15 protein-coding genes are annotated in these 21,352 nt (G+C 33.8%); 11 read left to right on the forward strand and 4 right to left on the reverse strand.

Annotation, left to right across the window (positions count from 1 at the left end; translation table 11 throughout):
- The first annotated feature begins 114 nt into the window (after positions 1–114).
- Positions 115–2,163: a tetratricopeptide repeat-containing sensor histidine kinase gene (locus tag QSV08_RS06575; RefSeq protein ID WP_324027609.1), complete on the forward strand. Its 2,049-nt coding sequence runs from the start codon at positions 115–117 to the stop codon at positions 2,161–2,163.
- A 285-nt stretch (positions 2,164–2,448) separates the two neighbouring features.
- Positions 2,449–4,485: a tetratricopeptide repeat-containing sensor histidine kinase gene (locus QSV08_RS06580; RefSeq protein WP_324027610.1), complete on the forward strand. Its 2,037-nt coding sequence runs from the start codon at positions 2,449–2,451 to the stop codon at positions 4,483–4,485.
- On the opposite strand, the gene bshB1 is transcribed toward QSV08_RS06580, so the two are convergent.
- Both bshB1 and QSV08_RS06590 read right to left on the reverse strand, forming a co-directional pair.
- Positions 4,482–5,198, reverse strand: a complete 717-nt coding sequence (bshB1, locus tag QSV08_RS06585; RefSeq protein ID WP_324027611.1) for a bacillithiol biosynthesis deacetylase BshB1 — start codon at positions 5,196–5,198, stop codon at positions 4,482–4,484. The two genes, QSV08_RS06580 and bshB1, sit on opposite strands and share 4 nt — an antisense overlap.
- A 25-nt stretch (positions 5,199–5,223) precedes the next feature.
- Positions 5,224–6,375, reverse strand: coding sequence for a trans-sulfuration enzyme family protein (locus QSV08_RS06590; protein WP_324027612.1), 1,152 nt, complete (start codon positions 6,373–6,375; stop codon positions 5,224–5,226).
- A gap of 313 nt (positions 6,376–6,688) precedes the next feature.
- On the opposite strand from QSV08_RS06590, the gene QSV08_RS06595 reads away from it, so the two are divergent.
- Positions 6,689–7,963 carry a M14 family metallopeptidase gene (locus tag QSV08_RS06595; RefSeq protein WP_324027613.1) on the forward strand — a complete coding sequence of 425 codons (1,275 nt, stop codon included), beginning with the start codon at positions 6,689–6,691 and terminating at the stop codon, positions 7,961–7,963.
- Between the two features lie 74 nt (positions 7,964–8,037).
- Here QSV08_RS06595 and ccsA read toward each other — a convergent pair whose 3' ends face one another.
- On the reverse strand, positions 8,038–11,217 hold the full coding sequence (gene ccsA / locus QSV08_RS06600) for a cytochrome c biogenesis protein (protein WP_324027614.1): 3,180 nt from the start codon (positions 11,215–11,217) through the stop codon (positions 8,038–8,040).
- Between the two features lie 138 nt (positions 11,218–11,355).
- Between ccsA and QSV08_RS06605 the strand changes: the two genes are divergently transcribed.
- From QSV08_RS06605 to galK, 8 genes are all read left to right on the forward strand, one after another.
- Positions 11,356–12,120: a Rossmann-like and DUF2520 domain-containing protein gene (locus QSV08_RS06605; RefSeq protein ID WP_324027615.1), complete on the forward strand. Its 765-nt coding sequence runs from the start codon at positions 11,356–11,358 to the stop codon at positions 12,118–12,120.
- Positions 12,104–12,631, forward strand: coding sequence for a KdsC family phosphatase (locus QSV08_RS06610; protein ID WP_324027616.1), 528 nt, complete (start codon positions 12,104–12,106; stop codon positions 12,629–12,631). The genes QSV08_RS06605 and QSV08_RS06610 overlap by 17 nt, the downstream gene beginning before the upstream one ends.
- Positions 12,632–12,634: 3 nt before the next feature.
- Complete coding sequence (locus QSV08_RS06615; RefSeq protein WP_324027617.1) at positions 12,635–13,222, forward strand: Maf family nucleotide pyrophosphatase; 588 nt, start codon at positions 12,635–12,637, stop codon at positions 13,220–13,222.
- 23 nt (positions 13,223–13,245) lie between these two features.
- The gene (locus tag QSV08_RS06620; protein WP_324027618.1) at positions 13,246–14,193 is read left to right on the forward strand and encodes a septum formation inhibitor Maf; all 948 of its coding nucleotides are present in this window, start codon (positions 13,246–13,248) and stop codon (positions 14,191–14,193) included.
- 3 nt (positions 14,194–14,196) lie between these two features.
- Entirely contained in the window at positions 14,197–14,775 is a 579-nt protein-coding gene (locus QSV08_RS06625) for a mechanosensitive ion channel domain-containing protein (protein ID WP_324027619.1), read from the forward strand.
- 82 nt (positions 14,776–14,857) lie between these two features.
- Entirely contained in the window at positions 14,858–17,389 is a 2,532-nt protein-coding gene (locus QSV08_RS06630) for a PIG-L family deacetylase (RefSeq protein ID WP_324027620.1), read from the forward strand.
- 111 nt (positions 17,390–17,500) lie between these two features.
- Positions 17,501–19,237 (forward strand): sodium:solute symporter, encoded by a 1,737-nt coding sequence (locus QSV08_RS06635; protein WP_324027621.1) that lies wholly within the window; start codon positions 17,501–17,503, stop codon positions 19,235–19,237.
- A 27-nt stretch (positions 19,238–19,264) separates the two neighbouring features.
- A complete protein-coding gene (gene galK / locus QSV08_RS06640; RefSeq protein WP_324027622.1) occupies positions 19,265–20,422 on the forward strand; it encodes a galactokinase in 1,158 nt (385 codons plus the stop codon).
- A gap of 73 nt (positions 20,423–20,495) precedes the next feature.
- Here galK and QSV08_RS06645 read toward each other — a convergent pair whose 3' ends face one another.
- On the reverse strand, positions 20,496–21,341 hold the full coding sequence (locus QSV08_RS06645; RefSeq protein ID WP_324027623.1) for a DUF2911 domain-containing protein: 846 nt from the start codon (positions 21,339–21,341) through the stop codon (positions 20,496–20,498).
- Positions 21,342–21,352 lie beyond the last annotated feature (11 nt).

Below are 21,352 nucleotides of genomic sequence, written 5' to 3' on the forward strand. Positions count from 1 at the left end.
CAAATAATAATTTAAAAATTCAATAAATATTTAATTTTAAGAATCATTAAATATAATTTTTTTAACTTGAAGTTTTATTTGAAACAACCTACTAAGTTTATACCACTATTCATAATGCATTCTATATCAAATTATAAACATAATTTTTTACTATTCGCATTTGTATGTTTTAGCTTTTTTACTGCTCTAGCACAAAAAGATAGCATTGAGTTTTATCATCAAAAAATTTCTAAATTAAAGAATTCCTCAGATTTTTCAGAAAACTCACCTGAATATATTGACAACCTAAACCAGCTCTCTTATTACCAAAGACGAATTGAGCAAGACTCCATGCTAATAAACTCAGAACGAGCGCTTGAACTGAGTAAGAAAAACAACTATGTACTGGGTGAGCTTGAAGCATTATCTAACCTAGCAACATTATATTTAAATAAAGGAGAAACTGATAAGTCTATCGATTTCAGTTTAGAGACCATAAAAAACCCTGATTTAAAAAAGTACCCAAAAACAGAAATGAAAATTTATAATGTTCTTGGGCAAGGATATTATTTCAAAAATGACTACCCTTCCACATATACACAATTCTTACATACGCTTACTATTGCAGAAAAGACAAATGATCAGTTTCATTTATTTCGAATGAATATGAATTTAGGCACAATTTTCAGTCGCCTAGATAATAATGATGAGGCTTTAAAATATTACGCTGTCGCCTATAAACACGTTAAAAAATTAAATGACCCTACCAAAGAAGTTATGATGCTGAGCAATATGGCTTTCTTAAATATTGAGTTAGGAAATTTAGATCAAGCAAAAATAGAGTTAGATGAAACATTAGCACTTTTTGAAAAATATAAGCATACCACATGGTTAGCATGGACCTACTCTACTTTAGGGTATTATTATTTAGCCTTGAATGATTATGAAAATGCTTTAGTGAACTATCAAAAGGCTTTTGATATGCATAATGACTTTAATGATGTAAAGGCCAAGGCCGATATTAAATATGGTCTTGCAAAGTCATATTTAGGACTAAATAATCTAACTAAAGCTGAGGAAATCATTAATAAAAGTGTGGCTATATATGCATCTACTGATTATGAAAAAGGTCTAGAAAAAGCATATAGAACATTATATGAAATTAAAAAAGAACAGAACGAAGTAGCAGAATCTTTAAAATACCTAGAACTTACTGAGAAACTTTCTAATGATATTTATAAGAAAAAGAACAGACGTAACTTAATGATGCTTAATGCTAAATTAAACTTTAATATAGAGACAGAACGTTTAAAAGCAGAAAATGAGCAGGCATTAAACCAACAACGTAAATATGTAAAATGGTCACTTGCAGGACTATTTGCTTTAATGGTTATCGTATTTATCATCTTAAAAGCTAATAAGCGAGAAAAAGTACTAAATAAAAAATTAGCTAGCCAAGCAGAAATTTTAAATAAAAATCAGGAGAGTCTTACTCAAATAAATGCTAATCAAGATCGATTGTTTTCAATTGTAGGTCATGACTTAAGAGGGCCTATTAATTCATTGAACGATATTCTAAGGCTATATTTAGAAGACCCTGAAGGCAAGGTTTATTTTGATCAATTTGCTCCACAACTAAAAGAAGACCTTGAACAAGTACAATTTACTATGGACAATCTTTTACATTGGGGAAAAACACAAATGCAAGGTAGCACCATTAATGTTCGCAGTATTTCTGTTAAGTATGAGTTAGATACCATATTACAGCTGTATAGAAATGAGATACAGAAAAAATCTATCATTATTAATAACCAAGTAGCGGCTAACCATAATGTATTTGCAGATCAGCAACAATTCAATATAATTTTCAGAAATTTAATAAACAACGCTATTAAATTTACCCCTAATGAAGGTCTGATTACAATATCTACTGAAATAAAAGATAAAAATCTAGTAATTCAAGTAACAGATACCGGTGTAGGTATGACCGAAGCCGATATACAAAAATTATTCAGTAACACCGAGAATTTCTCTAAATATGGCACAAATTTAGAAAAAGGAACTGGTTTAGGTTTACGTCTAGTAAAGGCGATGGTAATAAAAAATAATGGTGAGATAATGGTTAAAAGTCAACCAAACCAGGGTAGTCAATTTATAGTTGAATTACCAGGAGACATGGTATAGCTTTAACTTATTTTTACCTGAATTTCTATTCAAAATTTACTCCTGATAAATAAGACATTGATAGCAATTGACACTTTTAAATTAGCAGATTTTAAATCAAAAAAAGCTCAATTCATCGACGAACTACCCTTCTAGAACGTTAAAACACACAATAAAGCGCGTTTCACAACATTTATTACTTTTCCATATTCTTCTAGGTTAATTTTAGAATCGCATTATCGAGCGATAGCTATGAACCGAAGAATACTAAAACCATTATTACTACACTCCCCAATAAGGGTGTGCATGGTTGTATTCTTATTTTTAGTGTTAGGTAATCTTTCAATTTTAGCTCAAAGTTCTAAAAGAGATACACTTCTAAATGAATTGGAGGAAATAAAAAAGTCTGCAAACTTTAATTCTAACGATACACTTTATATTAACCAACTTCTAGAATTAGCTAAAGAATACCGTTACCATAATTTAGATAGTTTAAAAATTTTAAGTAAAAAAAGTCTTGAGCTTAGTCAAAAAGCTGAGTACATAAATGGTGAGATTAATTCTTACTATACTATTGGAGGCTATTATTCTGATAAAGGAAAAATCGACCTAGCCATTTCAAATTTTACAAAATCTTACAACATTGCAGCTGAACACGACAAATCTTTTCTAAAGGCAAGAACATTAAATGAATTGGCTAAAGAATATGGTTATAAAGGCGAATATTCAAAAGCCTTAAAATGGTACTTAGTTACCATTGAAATTGCAGAAAAAAATAATTACAAAAATATTATATCAATTGTAAACGATAACATTGCCCATTTATATGTCGAACAAAAAGATTATGAACAGGCAATGGTTTTTTTCCAAAAATCTAAAAGTATTCATGAAGAAATTGGTAATCCTATTTTTTTAGCAGAGACCCTTAGTAATATCGCCTCTACATATGCAGATATGAACGAGTTAGAATATGCTATGTTTAATGTTAATGTAAGTATTGCAACTTTTGAAAAAGAAAGAATACTCGAATGGTTAGCGTACTGTTACGAAATAAAAGGAAAAATATATCTCAAAAATAATAAAAATACCTGGGCACTTTATTGGTATAAACAGAGCGAATTACTGCATCAAGAAATAGAAGATGATCGTGGTAAAATAGATTTGTTAAATGGCATGACAGAGGCTTTCTTAAATCTTGAGAAAGATAGCGTAGCTGAAGTATATGCATTAAACGCATTTGAACTTTCAAAAAAAATAGGTCTTAGATCTGGTATAAAAACTAGCGCACACAAACTTTCGAAAATTTTTAAGGACAAAAAAGACTTTGAAAAATCGCTCTGGTATCATGAGCTTTACCAAACGACTTACGAATCTCTTTCTGCCAATAATAATGAAAAAGCATTAAATATGCTTAAAACAAGAGTGGAGTATGACCAGCAAAAGCAGCAATTAATTCTTGATAATGAAAAAGCACTGGCTAAACAGAAAATATACATTTACGTATTTATTATAATACTATTCATTTTCGCGATTATCACATTCTTGATTCATAGAAATGAACAAGCACAGAAAAAATTAAATCAAGAACTTAGAAATAAGAAAAATGATTTAGAAGAAAAGCAAGCGTATTTAAATGAATTAAATCAGACTAAAAACAAATTATTCTCCATCATCGGTCACGATTTAAGAGGACCAATAGGTGCATTTCAAGGGCTTTTAAAATTATTTAAAGAAGGAGAAATGACGAAGGATGAATTCTTAAACTTTGTCCCGAAATTAAAAGTAGATATCGATACTATATCGTTCACCCTCAACAACTTACTTTCATGGGGTCAAACGCAAATGAATGGATCCATCACTAGACACTCTGTAACTAATTTAGATTGTATAGTAGAGGAAAATATTGCGCTCTTATCTGAAATTGCAGAAGCCAAGTCTATTACACTAGTAAATAGAATTGAACCTAATTGCCAAATTTGGTCAGATCCTAATCAAATAGATATTATCATTCGAAACCTTCTAAGCAATGCTTTAAAATTCACCCCTAATAACGGACAGATAATCATTGGTGCCATACAAAAAATTAAAACTTGCGAAATATACGTGAAGGATAATGGAATGGGTATGAGCGAAGATATTATCGGCAAATTATTCGAGAAAGATTCTAACCACACCACCTATGGTACCAATGATGAAAAAGGTACCGGACTAGGATTGTCGTTATGTAAAGAAATGGTCGAGAAAAACAATGGCAAAATATGGGTGCATAGTGCCTTAGGTAAAGGCTCTAGTTTTTACTTTACTATACCAAGATTACAAAAAAGATATAAAGAATCTGCTTAAATTAAATGGTCAAGCGAATCGACTGCCACCATTCTTTCAACAGTAAAGCCCTCTGCATAGTCGACATCTACCAATCTACCTAAATCTTTGGCTCTATAGTGTACACTTTCAATAAAGGTTTTACTACTAATTGGCGTTTCTGGCTCATTACTCTTAGGATCATGAAACTGAGATGTATATGCTAAAATAGCCTCAGTCTTAGCTGTAATATAATCACTGATATCTACTACAAAATCGGGTGTAATATTCTTCCATTGAATATAATGATAAACCAATTTAGGTCTCCATTCTTGTTGACTCTCCTCTCCTACTTTTGTTTCTATTCGTCTTAATCCACTCAAAAAACAAGCGTCACTAACAAGCTTACTACCTTTACCATGATCTATATGTCGATCATCAATAGCATTACACAAAACCGTATGCGGCTTGTATTTACGAATCATTTTAATAATTTCTAATTGATGAGCTTCATCGTTGGTAAAAAAACCATCTCTGAATCTTAAATTTTCACGAACTTCTACTCCCAGAATTTTACCTGCATTAGCAGATTCTTGATCACGAATTTCTGCTGAACCCCTAGTACCTAATTCACCACGGGTTAAATCTACAATACCTACTTTTTTACCAAAAGCTATTTCTTTGGCTATGGTACCACCTGCTCCTAGTTCTGCATCATCAGGATGCGCTCCAAATACTAAAATATCCAACTTCATGCTATGCTAATTGTAATTGATATAATTATTTTAAACTTTCTAAAGCTTGCAAAATATCTTGCTTTAAATCTTCTACTTCTTCAATACCTACCGAAAAACGAATTAATCCGTCTGCTATGCCTTGTTCTGCTCTAACTTCTGCACTCATTAATGCGTGAGATGTTTGTGTCGGTGATATAACCGTACTCTCTACCCCTGCCAAACTCATTGATGGTTTTATTAATTCTAATGCTTTCTGAAATTGAGATGCATTAAAACTAGCATTTAATTCGAACGATAACATACCGCCAAAACCCTTCATTTGCTTTTTAGCGATATCATGATCAGGGTGCGATGGTAAACCTGGGTAATATACTTTTTCTATATCAGCTAAATCGTCAAGAAAATGTGCCATTGCCATTGCATTCTCATTTTGTGCTCTTACACGAATACCCATCGTTTTCATACTTCTTTCTAGCAGCCAAACCGTATAATCACTAAGGCTACCACCAAAGTTCTTTGCTAAATGAAAAATACGATCCATATGCTCGGTTGTTGAAGCAACTGCACCTGCGCAAATATCTGAATGACCACCCATATATTTGGTAGCACTGTGTATTACAACATCAATTCCAAAATCAATTGGGTTTTGATTTACCGGACTAGCGAATGTATTATCAATCAAAGTTATGATTCCGTGTTTTTTAGCAATTGCAGCAACAGCCTCTAAATCGGTAATGGTCAACAGCGGATTAGAAGGTGTTTCTATGTACAAAACCTTGGTATTCTCTTTAATTTGAGCTTCAAACGCTTCGGCACTCCAACCTTCGGTAAAAGAATACTCGATTCCGTATTTAGAAAACTCTTCGTTCACTAAATTATATGTTCCACCGTATAAGGTCTGCTGTAAAACCACATGATCACCTGCTCCTAAAAAAGCCAATAAAGCCGTACTTACTGCAGCCATACCGCTACCAAATATAAGTGCAGACTCTGCATGCTCTAATGCTGCAACCTTTTTGCAAAGTCCTTCTTGGTTAGGCGTATTAAAATATCTAGGGTATCGTTTTACATCAACATCTTCGTATGCGTAAGAGGTACTCATGTACAAGGGGGAAATGGCTCCTTTATGTTGTGTATCTTCCAATTCCCCTACGTGGGTACAAATAGTGTTCAAGCCTTTTTTATTCGAATTCATGCGCTAATAATTATAGAAAATAAAGGTAAGAAAATAGAATGTAAACAAACTCACTATCCTACATCTGTATGTTATCATTAAAACAATATAATATAGGTCTAAAAAGAGGGCCAAAACTTTCAAGGAAAATTACTTAAGAACCCATTTCTAAACTTTTATTTATTAATACCCATCTGTCAATACCTTATTAAATACAGTTAAGGATTAAGAATTACGAAATACTTCCATCTAATTTCTTTTAAACACATCTACTTTCCCATTTTGTTTCTAGATTTAAACTTCACCATTTCAAAACCCATATAAATTCAAATCAATGAAAAAGAAATTCACTTATATAATTTTACTTGTTTTCGTTTTTTCAGCATGCAAAAACCAAAAACCTGCAACTCAAGGATATCAAGGTCAGGGAAAAAGTGCTGTTGTTTCTACTTTATCTAAACCAGTACAAAAACAATGGAAAGGTATTTGGACGTTTGATGAAGGCTCAACCTTCTTTAGCAATGATTTTGAAAGCGGAAGGTTAAACGGAATAACTTCTGACGGAAACAATCACTACACCGCCCTTATTACAGCTGAAAACACTCCGGTAAATGTGAGTCCATGGTATGCGTTTAAAGTTTGGTCAAAAACACCTAAGACTATCACTATTAAAATGACTTATCAAGATTCTAGAAGTAGATACTACCCTAAAATTAGTACTGATGGTGAAAATTTTACTCCGTTAGATAGCACCAATTTTACAGGAATAAATAAAGGTACCGGCGATTTCGGTATTAAGGCAGTACCAGAGATGGTAGAAATAAATGTAGCTATTAGCGAAGTGCCCACATATATAACCGCACAAGAACTTTACGGATCTACAAGGGTAAAAAGTTGGATAGATTCTTTAACCACCAAAGACTTTATATCTACATATGAAATAGGAAAAAGTAGAGAGAATAGAGCAATGAATGTAATGGAAGTTAGTAACGGTGAACATAAAAAAGCTGTTATGGTTATTTCTAGACAACACCCACCAGAAGTTACCGGGTTTCTTGCGATGAAGTCTTTTATTGAAACTTTAAGCGGAGACTCGCCTAAGGCACAAAAATTTAGAGACAACTATGATTTGTTTGTTGTGCCGCTAATGAATCCTGACGGTGTTGATAACGGCAATTGGCGTCATAATATGGGCGGTATCGATTTAAACAGAGATTGGCAAGATTTCAATCAACCAGAAACAAGAAGTGTTAGAGACTTTTTGGTGAAAAAAGAATCTGAAGGATATGAGTTTGTTTTCGGTGCAGATTTCCATTCCACTTGGGACGATATCTACTACCCTATCGACACAACGATTACTGGCGAGAAAGGAAAAATTGTTTTTGATTGGATTAATAATATCACCAAAAGATTACCTCAAAAGCATACGAATGTAAATCCTTCAACAACTATAAAACCTACAATGGTTTCACGTAATTATTTCTACGTTAACCACGGTATGCCAGCCATTGTTTTCGAATTAGGCGATAATACACCTAGAGATTTCTTAAAGCAAAAAGGTCAAGTAGCTGCTGAAGAACTAATGGATTTGCTTGATAGTCAAAACTAAATTTTCACAAACTACTAGAAATAAAAAAGCCTCATGAAAATTCCATGAGGCTTTTATATACTGTGTATTTCATCTTATTTACTATAATTGACTTTATATCTCCAATAGCTAATTCCGCCCAAAACAAGTACACCAGCAACTAAGTAGTATATAAATGTTGGTGTAATTACTTGCGCACCACTGGCATAACTATGCAGACCCACCAAGTAAAAGTTTACCCCAAAATAGGTCATCATAATACTACCGAAGGCTACAACACTCATAAAGTTGAATGTCCATTTACCTCTTAATCCTGGTACTAGTCTTGTATGTATTACAAAAGCATAAATCATAATAGAAACCAGTGCCCAAGTCTCCTTTGGATCCCAACCCCAATAACGACCCCAACTTTCATTTGCCCATTGCCCTCCTAAAAAGTTACCAATAGTAAGCATCACCAGTCCTGTGGTTAAGGCTAATTCGTTGATTATGGTCAATTCTTTAATATTGATTGCCATTCGTTTTTTGTTCTTCTTGGTCGTCAAAATCATCAAAATCAATGAAACTAGACCTAAAATCATACCTACAGTTAACGGACCGTAACTACCCACAATAACTGCAACGTGTATCATTAACCAATAACTATCTAAAACAGGCTGTAAGTTGGCAATCGAAGGATCTATCCAGCTTTGGTGTGCTATCCATAAAAGCATAGAGGTTACAAATGCAGATGCCGCAAATGTCATATCACTCTTACGACCTAATGCCCAACCGATACCCATTGTTGCCCAGGCTACATATAAAATACTTTCGTAAGCATTACTCCAAGGTGCGTGACCCGAAATATACCAACGTAGAACCAAACCAGCTGTGTGCCAAATGAACAGCATCATTATAGTTCCTTTAAAAAAGTAGACGGCTATTCTCCAAATAGAACGGTCTTTGAAAATCTGAAAAACAAGTGTAAAGAACATTAATAGCCCAACAACTGCATAATACTTATAAAGTCTATTGAAAATATTTAACTTATTATAAATAACCTCAGTATCTACTTTCTGTTGTGAAGGCAATACCTCACTACCGTGATTAAGTTGATTCTGATGAAATGCAGCCAATAATTTGTCTGCAGCAGTATAATCGCCACTTTGTTGCGCCTTACCCAAAGTCATTAGGTAATATGGCATCGCATTTTTTACAAAGTTAGAATAGAGTGAATCTCTAATTTCGTACTGTCCTCCTCTGTACTCTACTGCTGAAATCCATTTGTTATTCTCATCATCTAATAATGGAAATATCTTAACGATATCTTGCCCTAAAGCTTGATTTAAAAGACTCAATCTAATATTGGCATCTTTAAAATCTTGTTGAAACTTATTTGGATTAGCTGTAGCTGTTGCCTCCCTTAAAAAAGGTTCTAATTTATACTGCCCTTTTTCATCAAAGAAATCTGTAGCCTTTACATACTCCTGCCCTGAAGGGATACCGATAACATTTCTAATACTATCGTTCTGCGATTTCTTATCCAACGCAATGAATTCCGTGTTATACCAAACCGCAGGATTCATCATCATAGAAAGTAAAATCTGATCAGAATTATATTCTAAGTAAGTGTCTTTTAAACTTAACTTACGAAGTAGTTCTGATGAAAAGGTATTGATTGGCTTCATTCGCCCACCTTCATCTTGTATGACGAGCTTACCAAATTTATCGGCGTGCTCTTTACTGACCATACTAGCATCAAGCAAAGAATCTATTTGTGTTTTACTAGGCGCCTGTTGATGTCCTTCTTCCGGCGTATGTTGATCTTGAGCAAAAGATGAGAATGAAAACGCCATTAGAACAGCGATTACACCAAACATCTTCTTCTTTTTTATTTTTAATTCATCTAAAGAATTAGCCAAATCTTTAAAGCGAGTTTTACCAAAAAACATAATCCCCATTAAACCAATATATAAAAGAAAGTAACCAATGTAGGTGATCCAAGTCCCCCAAAAATCGTGGTTTACAGATAAGGTTGTTCCTTTTTCATCAGGATCAAAGCCCGATTGAAAAAAGCGATACCCCTTATGATCCAAAACATGGTTCATAAAAATATCATAGTCAAAAGGACGCTCATCTTCAATAGTTACTCTACTCATGTATGAAGAATACCCTTTTTCTGTACCAGGATATTTTTCGGCAATAAAATCATTTAGCTTAATACCAAAAGGCAAATCATATACTTTAGATCCATATCGAATAGAAAAATTGAGTCCGCCTACATTCACTTTCTCACTAAAATTTGAAGGACCTTTACTACCTAATAATTTAATTTGTTTGGTTTCTCCGTTAGCAGTAACATCAAAAACAATCGCATCTTGATCTATTTTAGTTTTCTCAGCATCAGGTATTTCAACAATACCATATGAGCCTTGTGTTACAGAATCTGGAATAACAAACTGCATACCAGCAGTATTATATAACGAACGCAATACTAAAGGTTGCAAACTATCTTTCACTAAAACACCTTGAAACTGATCAGCCATACGCATATAGTTACCATCAAAAGGAGAATGAACTTGATAGACCGAATCTGTGGTCATTATATTGATGGCACCGTCTGTATTATTATTTAATGCAAAAAGCACATTATGTATACTAGCCACCTTACCATCTTCTAAATAGTGGTCATGGCGTTCGCCATCACCAGCCTCTACAATTTTTAAAAACTTTGTACCATTAGAATCTGGCAATAAACCTTGCTTGGCACCTTTAATAAATTCAACATAAGACACTTCAAAATCATCGCCATTAAAATCAGCTTTCCATGGTAAATTAGATTTTATAGCTTCTGGAGTAACGATTAAATCATCTTCCAATACTTTTCTTCGTGCTTCACCTTCAATTTCACCATCAACATAAACCGTTAAATATGTTTTATCAGAATAGAAAACATTCTCTGTCTTTCCTTCACGAATAGGCATCATACCTTCAAAACTAATATAACGTGTTACAAAAGCACCGATAATAATCAATACCCAAGATAAATGCAGTGTTAATACGGGCCATTTCTCTAATCGCAGAAGACGATATCTAGAGATATTACCAAAAAAGTTAATTACAAAGAAGACCATAATAACTTCGAACCACCAGGCATTATAAATCCAGATTCGTGCGGTTTCTGTGCTATACCAACTTTCAATAAAAGTACCGAATGCCATTGCAGTGGCAAAAACGATAAATAGGATGGACATTAAACGTGTAGAGAAAAATATTTTTTTGAACATTTCCGTCATGGAAGATAGGAGTTGATTTTCAAGATGCAAAAATAAGGCCTTTTCATCATTTACGGATGGCTTTTGCCGCTTTTAAACTTCAACAAAACTGTTAATTTTAATACAACAAGGCTTCTATAAACTTTGTACTTTTGCTACATGATATCAGTCGTTATAGTTGGTACAGGAAATGTAGCTCAAAATCTTTATCAAGCATTTGAAAAATCAGATGATGTAAACATTAAGCAAGTAATTGGTAGAAACCCAGAACATCTGGCTTTTGTAAAGAACAACATTGCTGTTTCTACCACCTTTAATAATATTGCGACTGCAGATGTTTACATACTTGCAATATCAGACGACGCTATTAAATTAGTTGGCGATAATTTTAAAGATATTGATGGAGTGTTAGTACATACTTCTGGCGCGACTTCTCTAGAAGCATTAAAATCTGCAAAAAGACCAGGTATTTTTTACCCTTTACAGACTTTTACAAAAGGTAAAATTATTGCATTTGATGAAATTCCTATTTGTGTAGAAGCAAGAAATGAGAATGACCTTAATTTAATAAAACAGCTTGGTAAAACACTAAGTAATACAGTAGTTGAAATAGATTCTGAACAACGAAAAACCCTTCATGTAGCAGCAGTATTTGTAAATAATTTCACGAATTACATGTACACGATCGGTTCTGAAATTTGCGAAGAACATAAAATTGATTTCAAGTTATTACAACCTTTAATCAAAGAAACTGCTGCGAAGTTAGATACGTTAACACCATTGCAAGCCCAAACGGGACCTGCAAAACGTGGAGACCAACAAACATTACACAATCATTTACAAATCATAAAAGACAAACACCAACGGGAACTTTACACCCTATTAAGCAACGCAATTAAAGAAAAGCATGGAAAAGAGTTATAAGGAATATTTAAATGACATTACCACATTTATTTTTGATGTTGATGGTGTATTTACAGATGGCAGTCTATTAGTTACTAGTGAAGGAGAATTGCTACGTACAATGAATGTGAAAGACGGTTATGCCTTAAAAGTAGCTTTAAAAAAAGGTTATAATGTTTGTATTATTACCGGAGGAACAAATGAAGGTGTTCGTACCAGATTAAGTGCTCTCGGTGTAACAGATATTTATATGGGAGCTCATTATAAGATGGATGCTTTAGAAGAGTACATGGACCTCTACCATATTGATGCAGAGAATGTTTTATTCATGGGTGATGACATACCAGATATTCCACCAATGCAAGCAGTTGCAATAGCTGCTTGCCCACAAAATGCTGTTGCAGAAGTAAAAAGTATAAGTCAATACATTTCGCACATAAACGGTGGTCATGGTTGTGTACGTGATGTGATCGAGCAAGTTTTAAAAGTGCGAGGAGATTGGACAAGCCATTTTAGTGCTGCAAACGATTAGTTTATGTTGAAGAATAAATTAAAGGAATATCATTTAATTCTGGCATCTGGCTCACCAAGAAGACATCAGTTCTTTAAGGATATGGAACTTGATTTTGAAGTCCGTATTAAATCTGTAGATGAAGTCTATCCTGTTGAATTAAAAGGAGCTGAAATATCAGATTACCTAGCTAAATTGAAGGCAGAAATATTTAAACCAGATTTACAGCCAAAAGATATTTTAATAACCTCAGACACTGTTGTTTGGCATAATAACGAATCTTTAGCCAAAGCAGAAGATAGTATAGAAGCTGAATCAATGCTTAAAAAACTATCTGGTGACTGGCATCAGGTAATTTCTTCTGTATGTTTTACGACTACTGAACGACAGATAGTTCAGCATTCAATAACTGAAGTGAAGTTCAAGAATTTATCAGAAAATGAAATTCAACATTATATAAATGAATATCAACCTTACGATAAAGCAGGTGCATATGGTATTCAAGAATGGATAGGACTCATAGGTATTGAAGAGATAAAAGGTTCATATACTAACGTAGTTGGTCTACCAACACAGCTAGTTTATGAAACCTTATTACAATTGGTAACATAGAATAATTTTAAATTATGACAGGCATGAAACTATTAAAACTAAACAAGGCAGTTTACAGCATTTTCGGGTTAGTAATACTCCTATCTAGCTGCAAAGAAAAACCTGAAAGTAATAGTGACACTCTAGCCATGTCAACCACTGAAATAAAAACAGAAGCTCCTAAAAAAGAACTTTCTCAAGAATTTAAAGACTATTGGTATAACGGTACTGCAGAAATAACTTCTTACAATTTAGAGCAAGCTAGATATGGCGAGATGAGAGCAGGTAGTGCTGTATTGATTTATGTAACTGAACCATTTTTACCAGGTGCTCAAGTGAAGGCAGATAATAGCAACAAAAGCAACATTCCTGTTTTAAAATTGAATACCACCAAAAACTACATTACGGGTATTTACCCCTACTCTATTATGACGAGTAGCTTCTATCCTGTATATGATAATCAACATGCGCTTAAAGTATCGTTTTCTGCACAAGAATGGTGTGGTCATGTATACGCACAATTAAACAATAAAGATGATTTCGAAATTATGAGTCATTCTTATTTTGAATCTGAAGGTGATCAAAATTACCAAATAAAGAAAGCTGTATTAGAAAATGAAATCTGGAATAAAATCAGAGTAAATCCAGAAAATCTACCTATCGGTGAAATAAACATGATTCCGTCATTAGAGTTTATCAGAACAACTCATGAAGAATTCAAGGCTTACAAGGCAATCACTTCTTTAACTGAAAAAGATGGAATGAATACTTATGAGATTAACTATCCGCAGTTAGAACGTACTTTAAAAATAATGTTTGAAAACAAATTTCCATATGTAATAGAAAGCTGGACAGACACCTTTCATGATGGGTTTGGCGACAACAAAAAAGTTTTAACTTCAAAAGCTACAAGAATTAACAGGATTACAACACCCTATTGGCAGCAGAAATCGAATAAGGATTTATCTTTGCGCGATAGTTTAGGGTTATAGCATATGAAAGAGTTTATTAATGAGCATTACAATGAGTTAATATATAGTCTCATTGTTTTAATTGTTATTCTTGTTTTAAAAGTTTTATTTGCCACGGCGATAAGAAAGGTAAGTAAGATAAGTGATTACAATCCTGTACGTACCAATCTAATACTAAAGTTTACAAACATTGCGCTAACTATTATCGCAGTGGTAGTTTTAACCCTGGTATGGAGTGTAAACTACAGAGATTTAGGCGTTATGTTATCATCGGTTTTTGCTGTAATCGGCGTAGCATTATTTGCGCAGTGGTCTATACTAAGTAATATCACTGCAGGTGTCATCATCTTCTTTTCATTCCCCTTTAAAATTGGGAATACTATTCGTATTTTAGATAAAGAATTGCTTGACCCGAACAATACCGATTTAGACAAATTCGTAATTGAAGATATTAGAGCATTCCATTTACATTTAAGAAGAAGCAACGGTGAAATTTTAACCTACCCAAATAACCTTGTACTTCAAAAAGGGGTTATACTAATCTCTACCTACCAACAAGGCGAATTTTTAAATACAGAAGAAGAGGAAGAACAAATTGTTTGATTCTGTTAAAGAAGTCGTTAAAAAAAGTGAGCTTAGGTACTTATCTTATTATATTTGGAATTACTACCAAAACCAACTTGAAATGCGATATTTATTAGGGCTAATAACCTGCAGTATCTTTGTACTCGGCTCCCTGAAAGCCCAAACCCCTAAGAATAGTTCTGCAACCGACATTTACCACTCCATTGAAAAGCTTAATTTTTTAGGTACCGCACTTTATATAGCGGCGCACCCAGATGATGAAAACACCCGTTTAATATCATATTTATCTAACGATGTTAAAGCAAGAACAGGGTATTTATCGCTTACCAGAGGTGATGGAGGTCAGAATTTAATTGGTCCAGAATTACGTGAACTTTTAGGTGTGCTTCGAACACAGGAATTACTTGCTGCAAGAAGAGTTGATGGTGGCGAACAGTTCTTTAGTCGTGCTAATGATTTTGGTTACTCAAAACAACCAAGTGAAACCTTAGAAATTTGGAATAAAGAAGCTATTCTTGGCGATGTGGTTAGAACCATACGCAAGTTTAAACCAGATGTTATCATTAATAGATTTGATCACAGAACTCCCGGTACTACACATGGTCATCATACCTCTTCGGCAATGTTAAGCTTCGAGGCATTTGATCTAGCAAATGATTCAAATGCTTACCCAGAGCAATTGGCATCGACAAATACTTGGCAACCAAAACGATTATTTTTTAATACATCGTGGTGGTTCTACGGTAGCGAAGAAAAATTTAAAGAGGCAGATAAATCTAACATGTTACATATGGATGTAGGTACCTACTACCCTATGTTAGGCATGTCTAACAACGAAATAGCTTCATTAGCTAGCAGTCAGCACTTATGCCAAGGTTTTGGAAGACTAAGCTCTAGAGGCACAGAAGATGAATATGTTGAATTATTAAAAGGAGATTTACCAAAAGACAAGTCAAACCTTTTTGATGGTATCGATACTAGTTGGTCTAGAATTGAAGGAGGAAAAGCAATCGGTGCAATTCTTTACGATGTACAAGATAATTTCAATTTCAAAAATCCTACATCACATTTACCAAAATTACTTGAAGCATATCAGTTATTACAAAATGTATCTGACGAACATTGGAAAAGCTTAAAAACAGCAGAATTAACCACTATTATTTCAGCTATTACCGGATTGCATTTAGAGGCTTTTACAAAAACAGGATATACAAATCCTAGTCAAAACGTCGATGTTCAAATTCAAGCATTAAATAGAAGTGATATAAATATTGAATTAAAATCGATATTTCTAAATGATCAGAATAGCAACATTGATACTACTGTTTTAAACAACAATGAATTGTTTGAAAAGAAAATTGCATTAAACATTCCAGCTTCCACAGATTTCACTAGTCCGTATTGGCTAATGGAAAAAGGAACTTTAGGAACATACACCGTAAAGAATACCGACTTAATTGGCAAACCAGAAACACCACGGGCATTTAATGCTACTTTTAATTTGAACATCAACGGTGTTTCAATTCCTATTACTAAACCTGTCGTTTATAAATATGCAAAACCCGATAAAGGAGAAATTTATCAGCCTTTTGAAGTAGTACCAGAGGCAACAGCAAGCTTTACAGATAAGGTATTGATATTTGCCGATGCATCGCAAAAAAGAATTCCTGTTACTATTAAAGCACATAAAGACAGTATTTCAGGTACAGTTGAATTAAAGTATGGAACAGGGTGGCAAGTAGATAAAAAATCGCAACCGTTCTCAATCATCAAAAAAGGCGATGAGCAAACCGTATATTTTACATTGAGTCCGCCAGCTACAGAAAATGAAAGTAGCATCTCCCCTATTGTAAAACTGAACGGTAAAGAAATTACCAAAGAAATGGTAACTATTGCTTATGATCATGTACCCACGCAAACTATATTACTTCCTTCAGAAACCAAAGTAGTTCGATTAAACATTCAAAAGGCAGGAGAAAATATAGGTTATATTATGGGTGCCGGTGATGAAGTACCTACGAGTTTAGAACAAATTGGATATAATGTTCAATTAATTGACCCTGCAACTATTACAAAAGAATCATTAAAAAAATATGATGCCGTTGTATTAGGTATTAGAGCCTATAACGTAGTAGATGAACTGAAATTTAAACAACGATTTATTCTAGATTATGCCAAAAATGGTGGTACAGTAATTGTGCAATACAACACAGCAAGTAGATGGGGTTCTCAATTCGAAAATATAGCACCTTACGACATAGAAATTTCAAGAGACCGAGTAACGAATGAGAATTCTGATGTAAAAATAATAGCAAAAGATAATTCACTCGTACATTTTCCGAATGAAATTAGCGAGAGTGATTTTGATGGTTGGGTTCAAGAACGAGGATTATACTTTCCTAATAAATGGAGTGCAGAATTTACACCTGTTTTAGAAATGCATGACGAAGGCGAAGAATCAACAAAAGGTAGCCTTTTAATTGCCCCGTATGGAAAGGGAAACTATATTTATACCGGACTGAGCTTTTTTAGAGAATTACCGGTAGGTGTTCCTGGAGCTTACAAATTATTTTCTAATATGCTTTCTGTTGGAAAAGATAAAGTTGAAACAAAAGCCAAAATCAAAGGATGAGCAACGAACGTGACGAAAATAAAACTTGGAAAAAAGAGTACACCATTGTGTTGGTGCTCAATCTTATATATGTTCTTATTTTCTATTACGTAATGACTTCATTCAATTAATATGGAAGGATTAGATTGGATTATTCTTATCGGCACACTTCTCTTTATCGTAATATACGGAGTTTGGAAAACCAAAGGAAGTAAGAACGTAGATGACTACGTTCGTGGCGGTAATGATTCTAAATGGTGGACAATAGGTTTATCAGTAATGGCGACTCAAGCCAGTGCTATAACCTTTTTATCTACTCCGGGTCAAGCATTTCATGATGGTATGGGTTTTGTTCAGTTCTATTTCGGACTGCCCTTTGCAATGATTATCATCTGTATGGTATTTGTTCCGCTATACCATAAAATGAAGGTATACACTGCCTATGAATTTTTAGAAGGACGGTTTGATCTTAAAACCCGTTCATTAGCCGCAGTACTGTTCTTAATTCAAAGAGGTCTAGCTGCAGGTATTACTATTTTTGCTCCTTCTATCATTTTATCTGCCGTACTTGGTTGGGATTTACGCACACTGAACGTTATTCTTGGTACTCTTGTAATTATATATACAGTATCTGGTGGAACAAAAGCTGTTAGTGTAACTCAAAAACAACAGATGTTCATTATCATGACGGGTATGTTCATCACCTTCTTTTTTATATTAGGATACTTACCTTCTGACATTACCTTTAGTAAAGCCATGAAAATTGCCGGCGCCAGCAATAAATTAGAAATATTAAATTTTGATTTAGATACCTCTAGTAGATACACATTTTGGAGTGGTATAACAGGCGGGCTTTTCTTATTTCTAGCTTATTTCGGTACAGATCAAAGTCAGGTACAACGGTATTTATCTGGTAAATCTGTAAGAGAAAGTCAACTAGGTCTTATTTTCAATGCTGTTCTTAAAATACCTATGCAGTTCTTTATTCTTTTGGTAGGTGTAATGGTATTTGTCTTTTATCAATACAATCCTTCGCCATTAAATTTTAATCCGTCTGCGACACAGGCAGTAATGGAGTCAAGTTATGCCGAAGATTACAGGCTACTTCAAGAAGGGCAAGTAGCGTTAGAAGCTGAAAAAAGAATTGCTCAAAATAAGTTTTCAGCAGCATTAGAAATAAAAGAATTTTCAGCAGTTGAAGAAGCTAAAAAGCAAATTATACGTATTAATCAAAAAGATAGCACCAATCGAATAGCTGCCAAATCTTTAATTAGTCAGGCAAATGATGCAGTTGAAACCAACGATAAAGATTATGTCTTTATACACTTTATACTTAATAATTTACCCACAGGTTTAGTTGGGTTGCTATTAGCTGTAATTTTATCTGCAGCAATGTCATCAACAGCATCAGAGTTAAATGCACTAGGTACTATTACCGCATTAGACTTATATAAGCGCAATAGAGCAACCGAAAATCTTTCAGAAGAGCATTATGTAAAAGCTTCTAAATTCTTTACTTTAATTTGGGGTATTGTCGCCATATTAATTGCCTGCGTAGCAAACTTATTTGATAATTTAATTCAATTAGTAAATATCATTGGTAGTATATTTTACGGAAATGTTTTAGGTATATTCTTAATCGCATTTTTCTTTAAGTTTATAAAAGGGAATGCTGTATTCTTTGCAGCAGTGGTAACACAGGTAATTATTTGTATTATTTACTACTACTTGATACATATTTACCCATCAGGACAAGAAAAATTAGGATATCTATGGCTTAACTTTTTTGGTGCCGCTATAGTCATATTAATATCGTTTATATTTGAAGCCTTTGATCGAATGCTTAAAAAGCCTTTGACCACAAGCTAAAAATTAAAGTATTTCAGAAAAATTTTAATGATAGATAAAACAATTGCGTCTTATTTTATAGAGAATTATGGTAATGACCCTATTCTCATAAAAGCTCCCGGTAGAATAAACTTGATAGGCGAGCATACAGATTATAATCAAGGTCTAGTATTGCCAGCTTCTATAGAAAAAGGTATTTATTTTGCCGTTTCTAGCAACAATGATCATACCATTCGTATAGAGACCTTTTTAACTCAACCGGAAAAAATAGAATTTGAGCTTAATGGCGACCATAAAAGTTTTGAATCATTTTGGGGAAATTATTTTAAGGCAATAATTGAAATTCTAGTAACCAAAAATTATCCCTTAAAAGGTATGGATTGTGTTTTTGGGGGCGATATTCCTATTGGATCAGGCCTCTCTTCCTCTGCAGCACTTTGTTGCGGATTTATCTATGCAGTAACCAAAGTATCTGGTCAAGATATTTCAAGAGAAGAAATTGCATTGATCGCACAAGAAGCCGAGCATAAAATCGGACTCAATTGCGGATTAATGGATCAATATGCCGTGCTCTTCGGAAAAAAGGGAAATGCATTTTTCTTAGACTGTAAAGATTTGAGTCATAACTACATACCTATTAATTTAGAGGGTTATAGCTGGGTATTAGTGAATTCTAATATAAAGCACAACTTAGCGGTTGATTCTGAATACAATAAGCGTCGTATTTCTTGTGAGAATATCGTTAAAGAAGTACAAAAATATAGACCTGAAATCACCTCATTACGCGACGTTACAATTGTAGATGTAAAAAAAGTATCTGATATAGCCGATGAAACAGACTGTAAACGTGCAATATATGTTATCGAAGAAAACGACCGTGTTCGCAAAATGATTAAGGCATTGACAAATGGTGATGCACAAGAAGTTGGTGCCGTACTTAAAGAAGGTCATTGGGCGATGTCTACACAATATGAAATAACCACAAGCGAATTAGACGCTTTGGTCAAAATTGGTGAAAGCTTAGACGGTGTACTTGGTTCTAGAATGATGGGTGGCGGCTTCGGTGGTTGCACGATTAATTTAATGAAGACTGAAAAACTAGATATAAGTATAAAATCTTTATTAGAACAGTACAAAGAACAAACTGGTATTGATGCCGATTACTATCATTTAGCTATTGATGACGGCGTCAAAGTTTTTGAATAAAACTTAAAATATTTTTCATAAAAAAAGTCCGTGTTTTACAACACGGACTTTTTAAGTTTTATTAAGATTCTAATTACTTAGAACTCCATTCTTTAATTGACTCGTTGTTCATTTTAATATAATCATTGTTACCAGCTGCAGTAGCACCTGTTAATGATTTTTTAGCAGCTTCGATTGCTCCTTTTTTATCACCAGCTTTCGCTAAAATCAAAGACTGTTGTCTTAGTTGCCAGAATGCAGGCTTGTCAGTCATTGACATCGCCTTGTCCATCCATTCTTTCGCTTTCTTAATATCTTTACCTTCACTAGAATAGTATACTGCAGATGCATAATAATCTTCAGCAGTTGGTCCGTTTAAGGCTTTATCGATACTGCTCATTACAGTAGCATCTGTACCAACAGTAAAAGGAATTGCTACATAAGTATTCTCCCAAATGATACCAATATTTGCTCCGTTAGAAGTTACGTCATCAAAAGTGATCGTAAAAGTTTCAACAGGCATTTCAATATTGTAAACTGGTACAGATAATTGAGCAACTACCTTGCTTTCTTCCCATTTGCTTGGAGTACCACCACCAACAGTATCAGTGTAGATAAAAACTTCCCATGCAGAAGCTCCTGGTTTAGTGAAAATAGAATATGTTCCTGCTTTAACTTCTTTACCACCTATAGTTACGTCAGCGTCAAAAGTTACTAAAGTGAATCCGTTCGCTCCTGTTCTCCATAATTTGTCAAAAGGTACAAGGTTACCAAATACTTTTCTATCTCTCATAGAAGGTCTAGAATAGTCAATGCTTACTTCTGTTAAACCTACAGTCTGCATTAATTTAGCTGCCGGACTTGGTGCTGGTGTATTTATTTGTGCTTCAACAGTTAAGGAAGCTACAATTGCCAATAAAAATAGTACTACTTTGTTCATGATAATTTTGC

The organism is Maribacter sp. BPC-D8, from assembly GCF_035207705.1.
In the GTDB taxonomy this organism is placed as follows: Bacteria; Bacteroidota; Bacteroidia; order Flavobacteriales; family Flavobacteriaceae; genus Maribacter.

What these genes read in the sequence shown, in the direction of transcription:
- QSV08_RS06575 (WP_324027609.1), top strand. Translation starts at nt 115, where the DNA reads ATGCATTCTATATCAAATTATAAACATAATTTTTTACTATTCGCATTT.
- QSV08_RS06580 (WP_324027610.1), top strand. Translation starts at nt 2,449, where the DNA reads ATGGTTGTATTCTTATTTTTAGTGTTAGGTAATCTTTCAATTTTAGCT.
- bshB1 (WP_324027611.1), bottom strand. Translation starts at nt 5,198, where the DNA reads ATGAAGTTGGATATTTTAGTATTTGGAGCGCATCCTGATGATGCAGAA.
- QSV08_RS06590 (WP_324027612.1), bottom strand. Translation starts at nt 6,375, where the DNA reads ATGAATTCGAATAAAAAAGGCTTGAACACTATTTGTACCCACGTAGGG.
- QSV08_RS06595 (WP_324027613.1), top strand. Translation starts at nt 6,689, where the DNA reads ATGAAAAAGAAATTCACTTATATAATTTTACTTGTTTTCGTTTTTTCA.
- ccsA (WP_324027614.1), bottom strand. Translation starts at nt 11,217, where the DNA reads ATGACGGAAATGTTCAAAAAAATATTTTTCTCTACACGTTTAATGTCC.
- QSV08_RS06605 (WP_324027615.1), top strand. Translation starts at nt 11,356, where the DNA reads ATGATATCAGTCGTTATAGTTGGTACAGGAAATGTAGCTCAAAATCTT.
- QSV08_RS06610 (WP_324027616.1), top strand. Translation starts at nt 12,104, where the DNA reads ATGGAAAAGAGTTATAAGGAATATTTAAATGACATTACCACATTTATT.
- QSV08_RS06615 (WP_324027617.1), top strand. Translation starts at nt 12,635, where the DNA reads ATGTTGAAGAATAAATTAAAGGAATATCATTTAATTCTGGCATCTGGC.
- QSV08_RS06620 (WP_324027618.1), top strand. Translation starts at nt 13,246, where the DNA reads ATGAAACTATTAAAACTAAACAAGGCAGTTTACAGCATTTTCGGGTTA.
- QSV08_RS06625 (WP_324027619.1), top strand. Translation starts at nt 14,197, where the DNA reads ATGAAAGAGTTTATTAATGAGCATTACAATGAGTTAATATATAGTCTC.
- QSV08_RS06630 (WP_324027620.1), top strand. Translation starts at nt 14,858, where the DNA reads ATGCGATATTTATTAGGGCTAATAACCTGCAGTATCTTTGTACTCGGC.
- QSV08_RS06635 (WP_324027621.1), top strand. Translation starts at nt 17,501, where the DNA reads ATGGAAGGATTAGATTGGATTATTCTTATCGGCACACTTCTCTTTATC.
- galK (WP_324027622.1), top strand. Translation starts at nt 19,265, where the DNA reads ATGATAGATAAAACAATTGCGTCTTATTTTATAGAGAATTATGGTAAT.
- QSV08_RS06645 (WP_324027623.1), bottom strand. Translation starts at nt 21,341, where the DNA reads ATGAACAAAGTAGTACTATTTTTATTGGCAATTGTAGCTTCCTTAACT.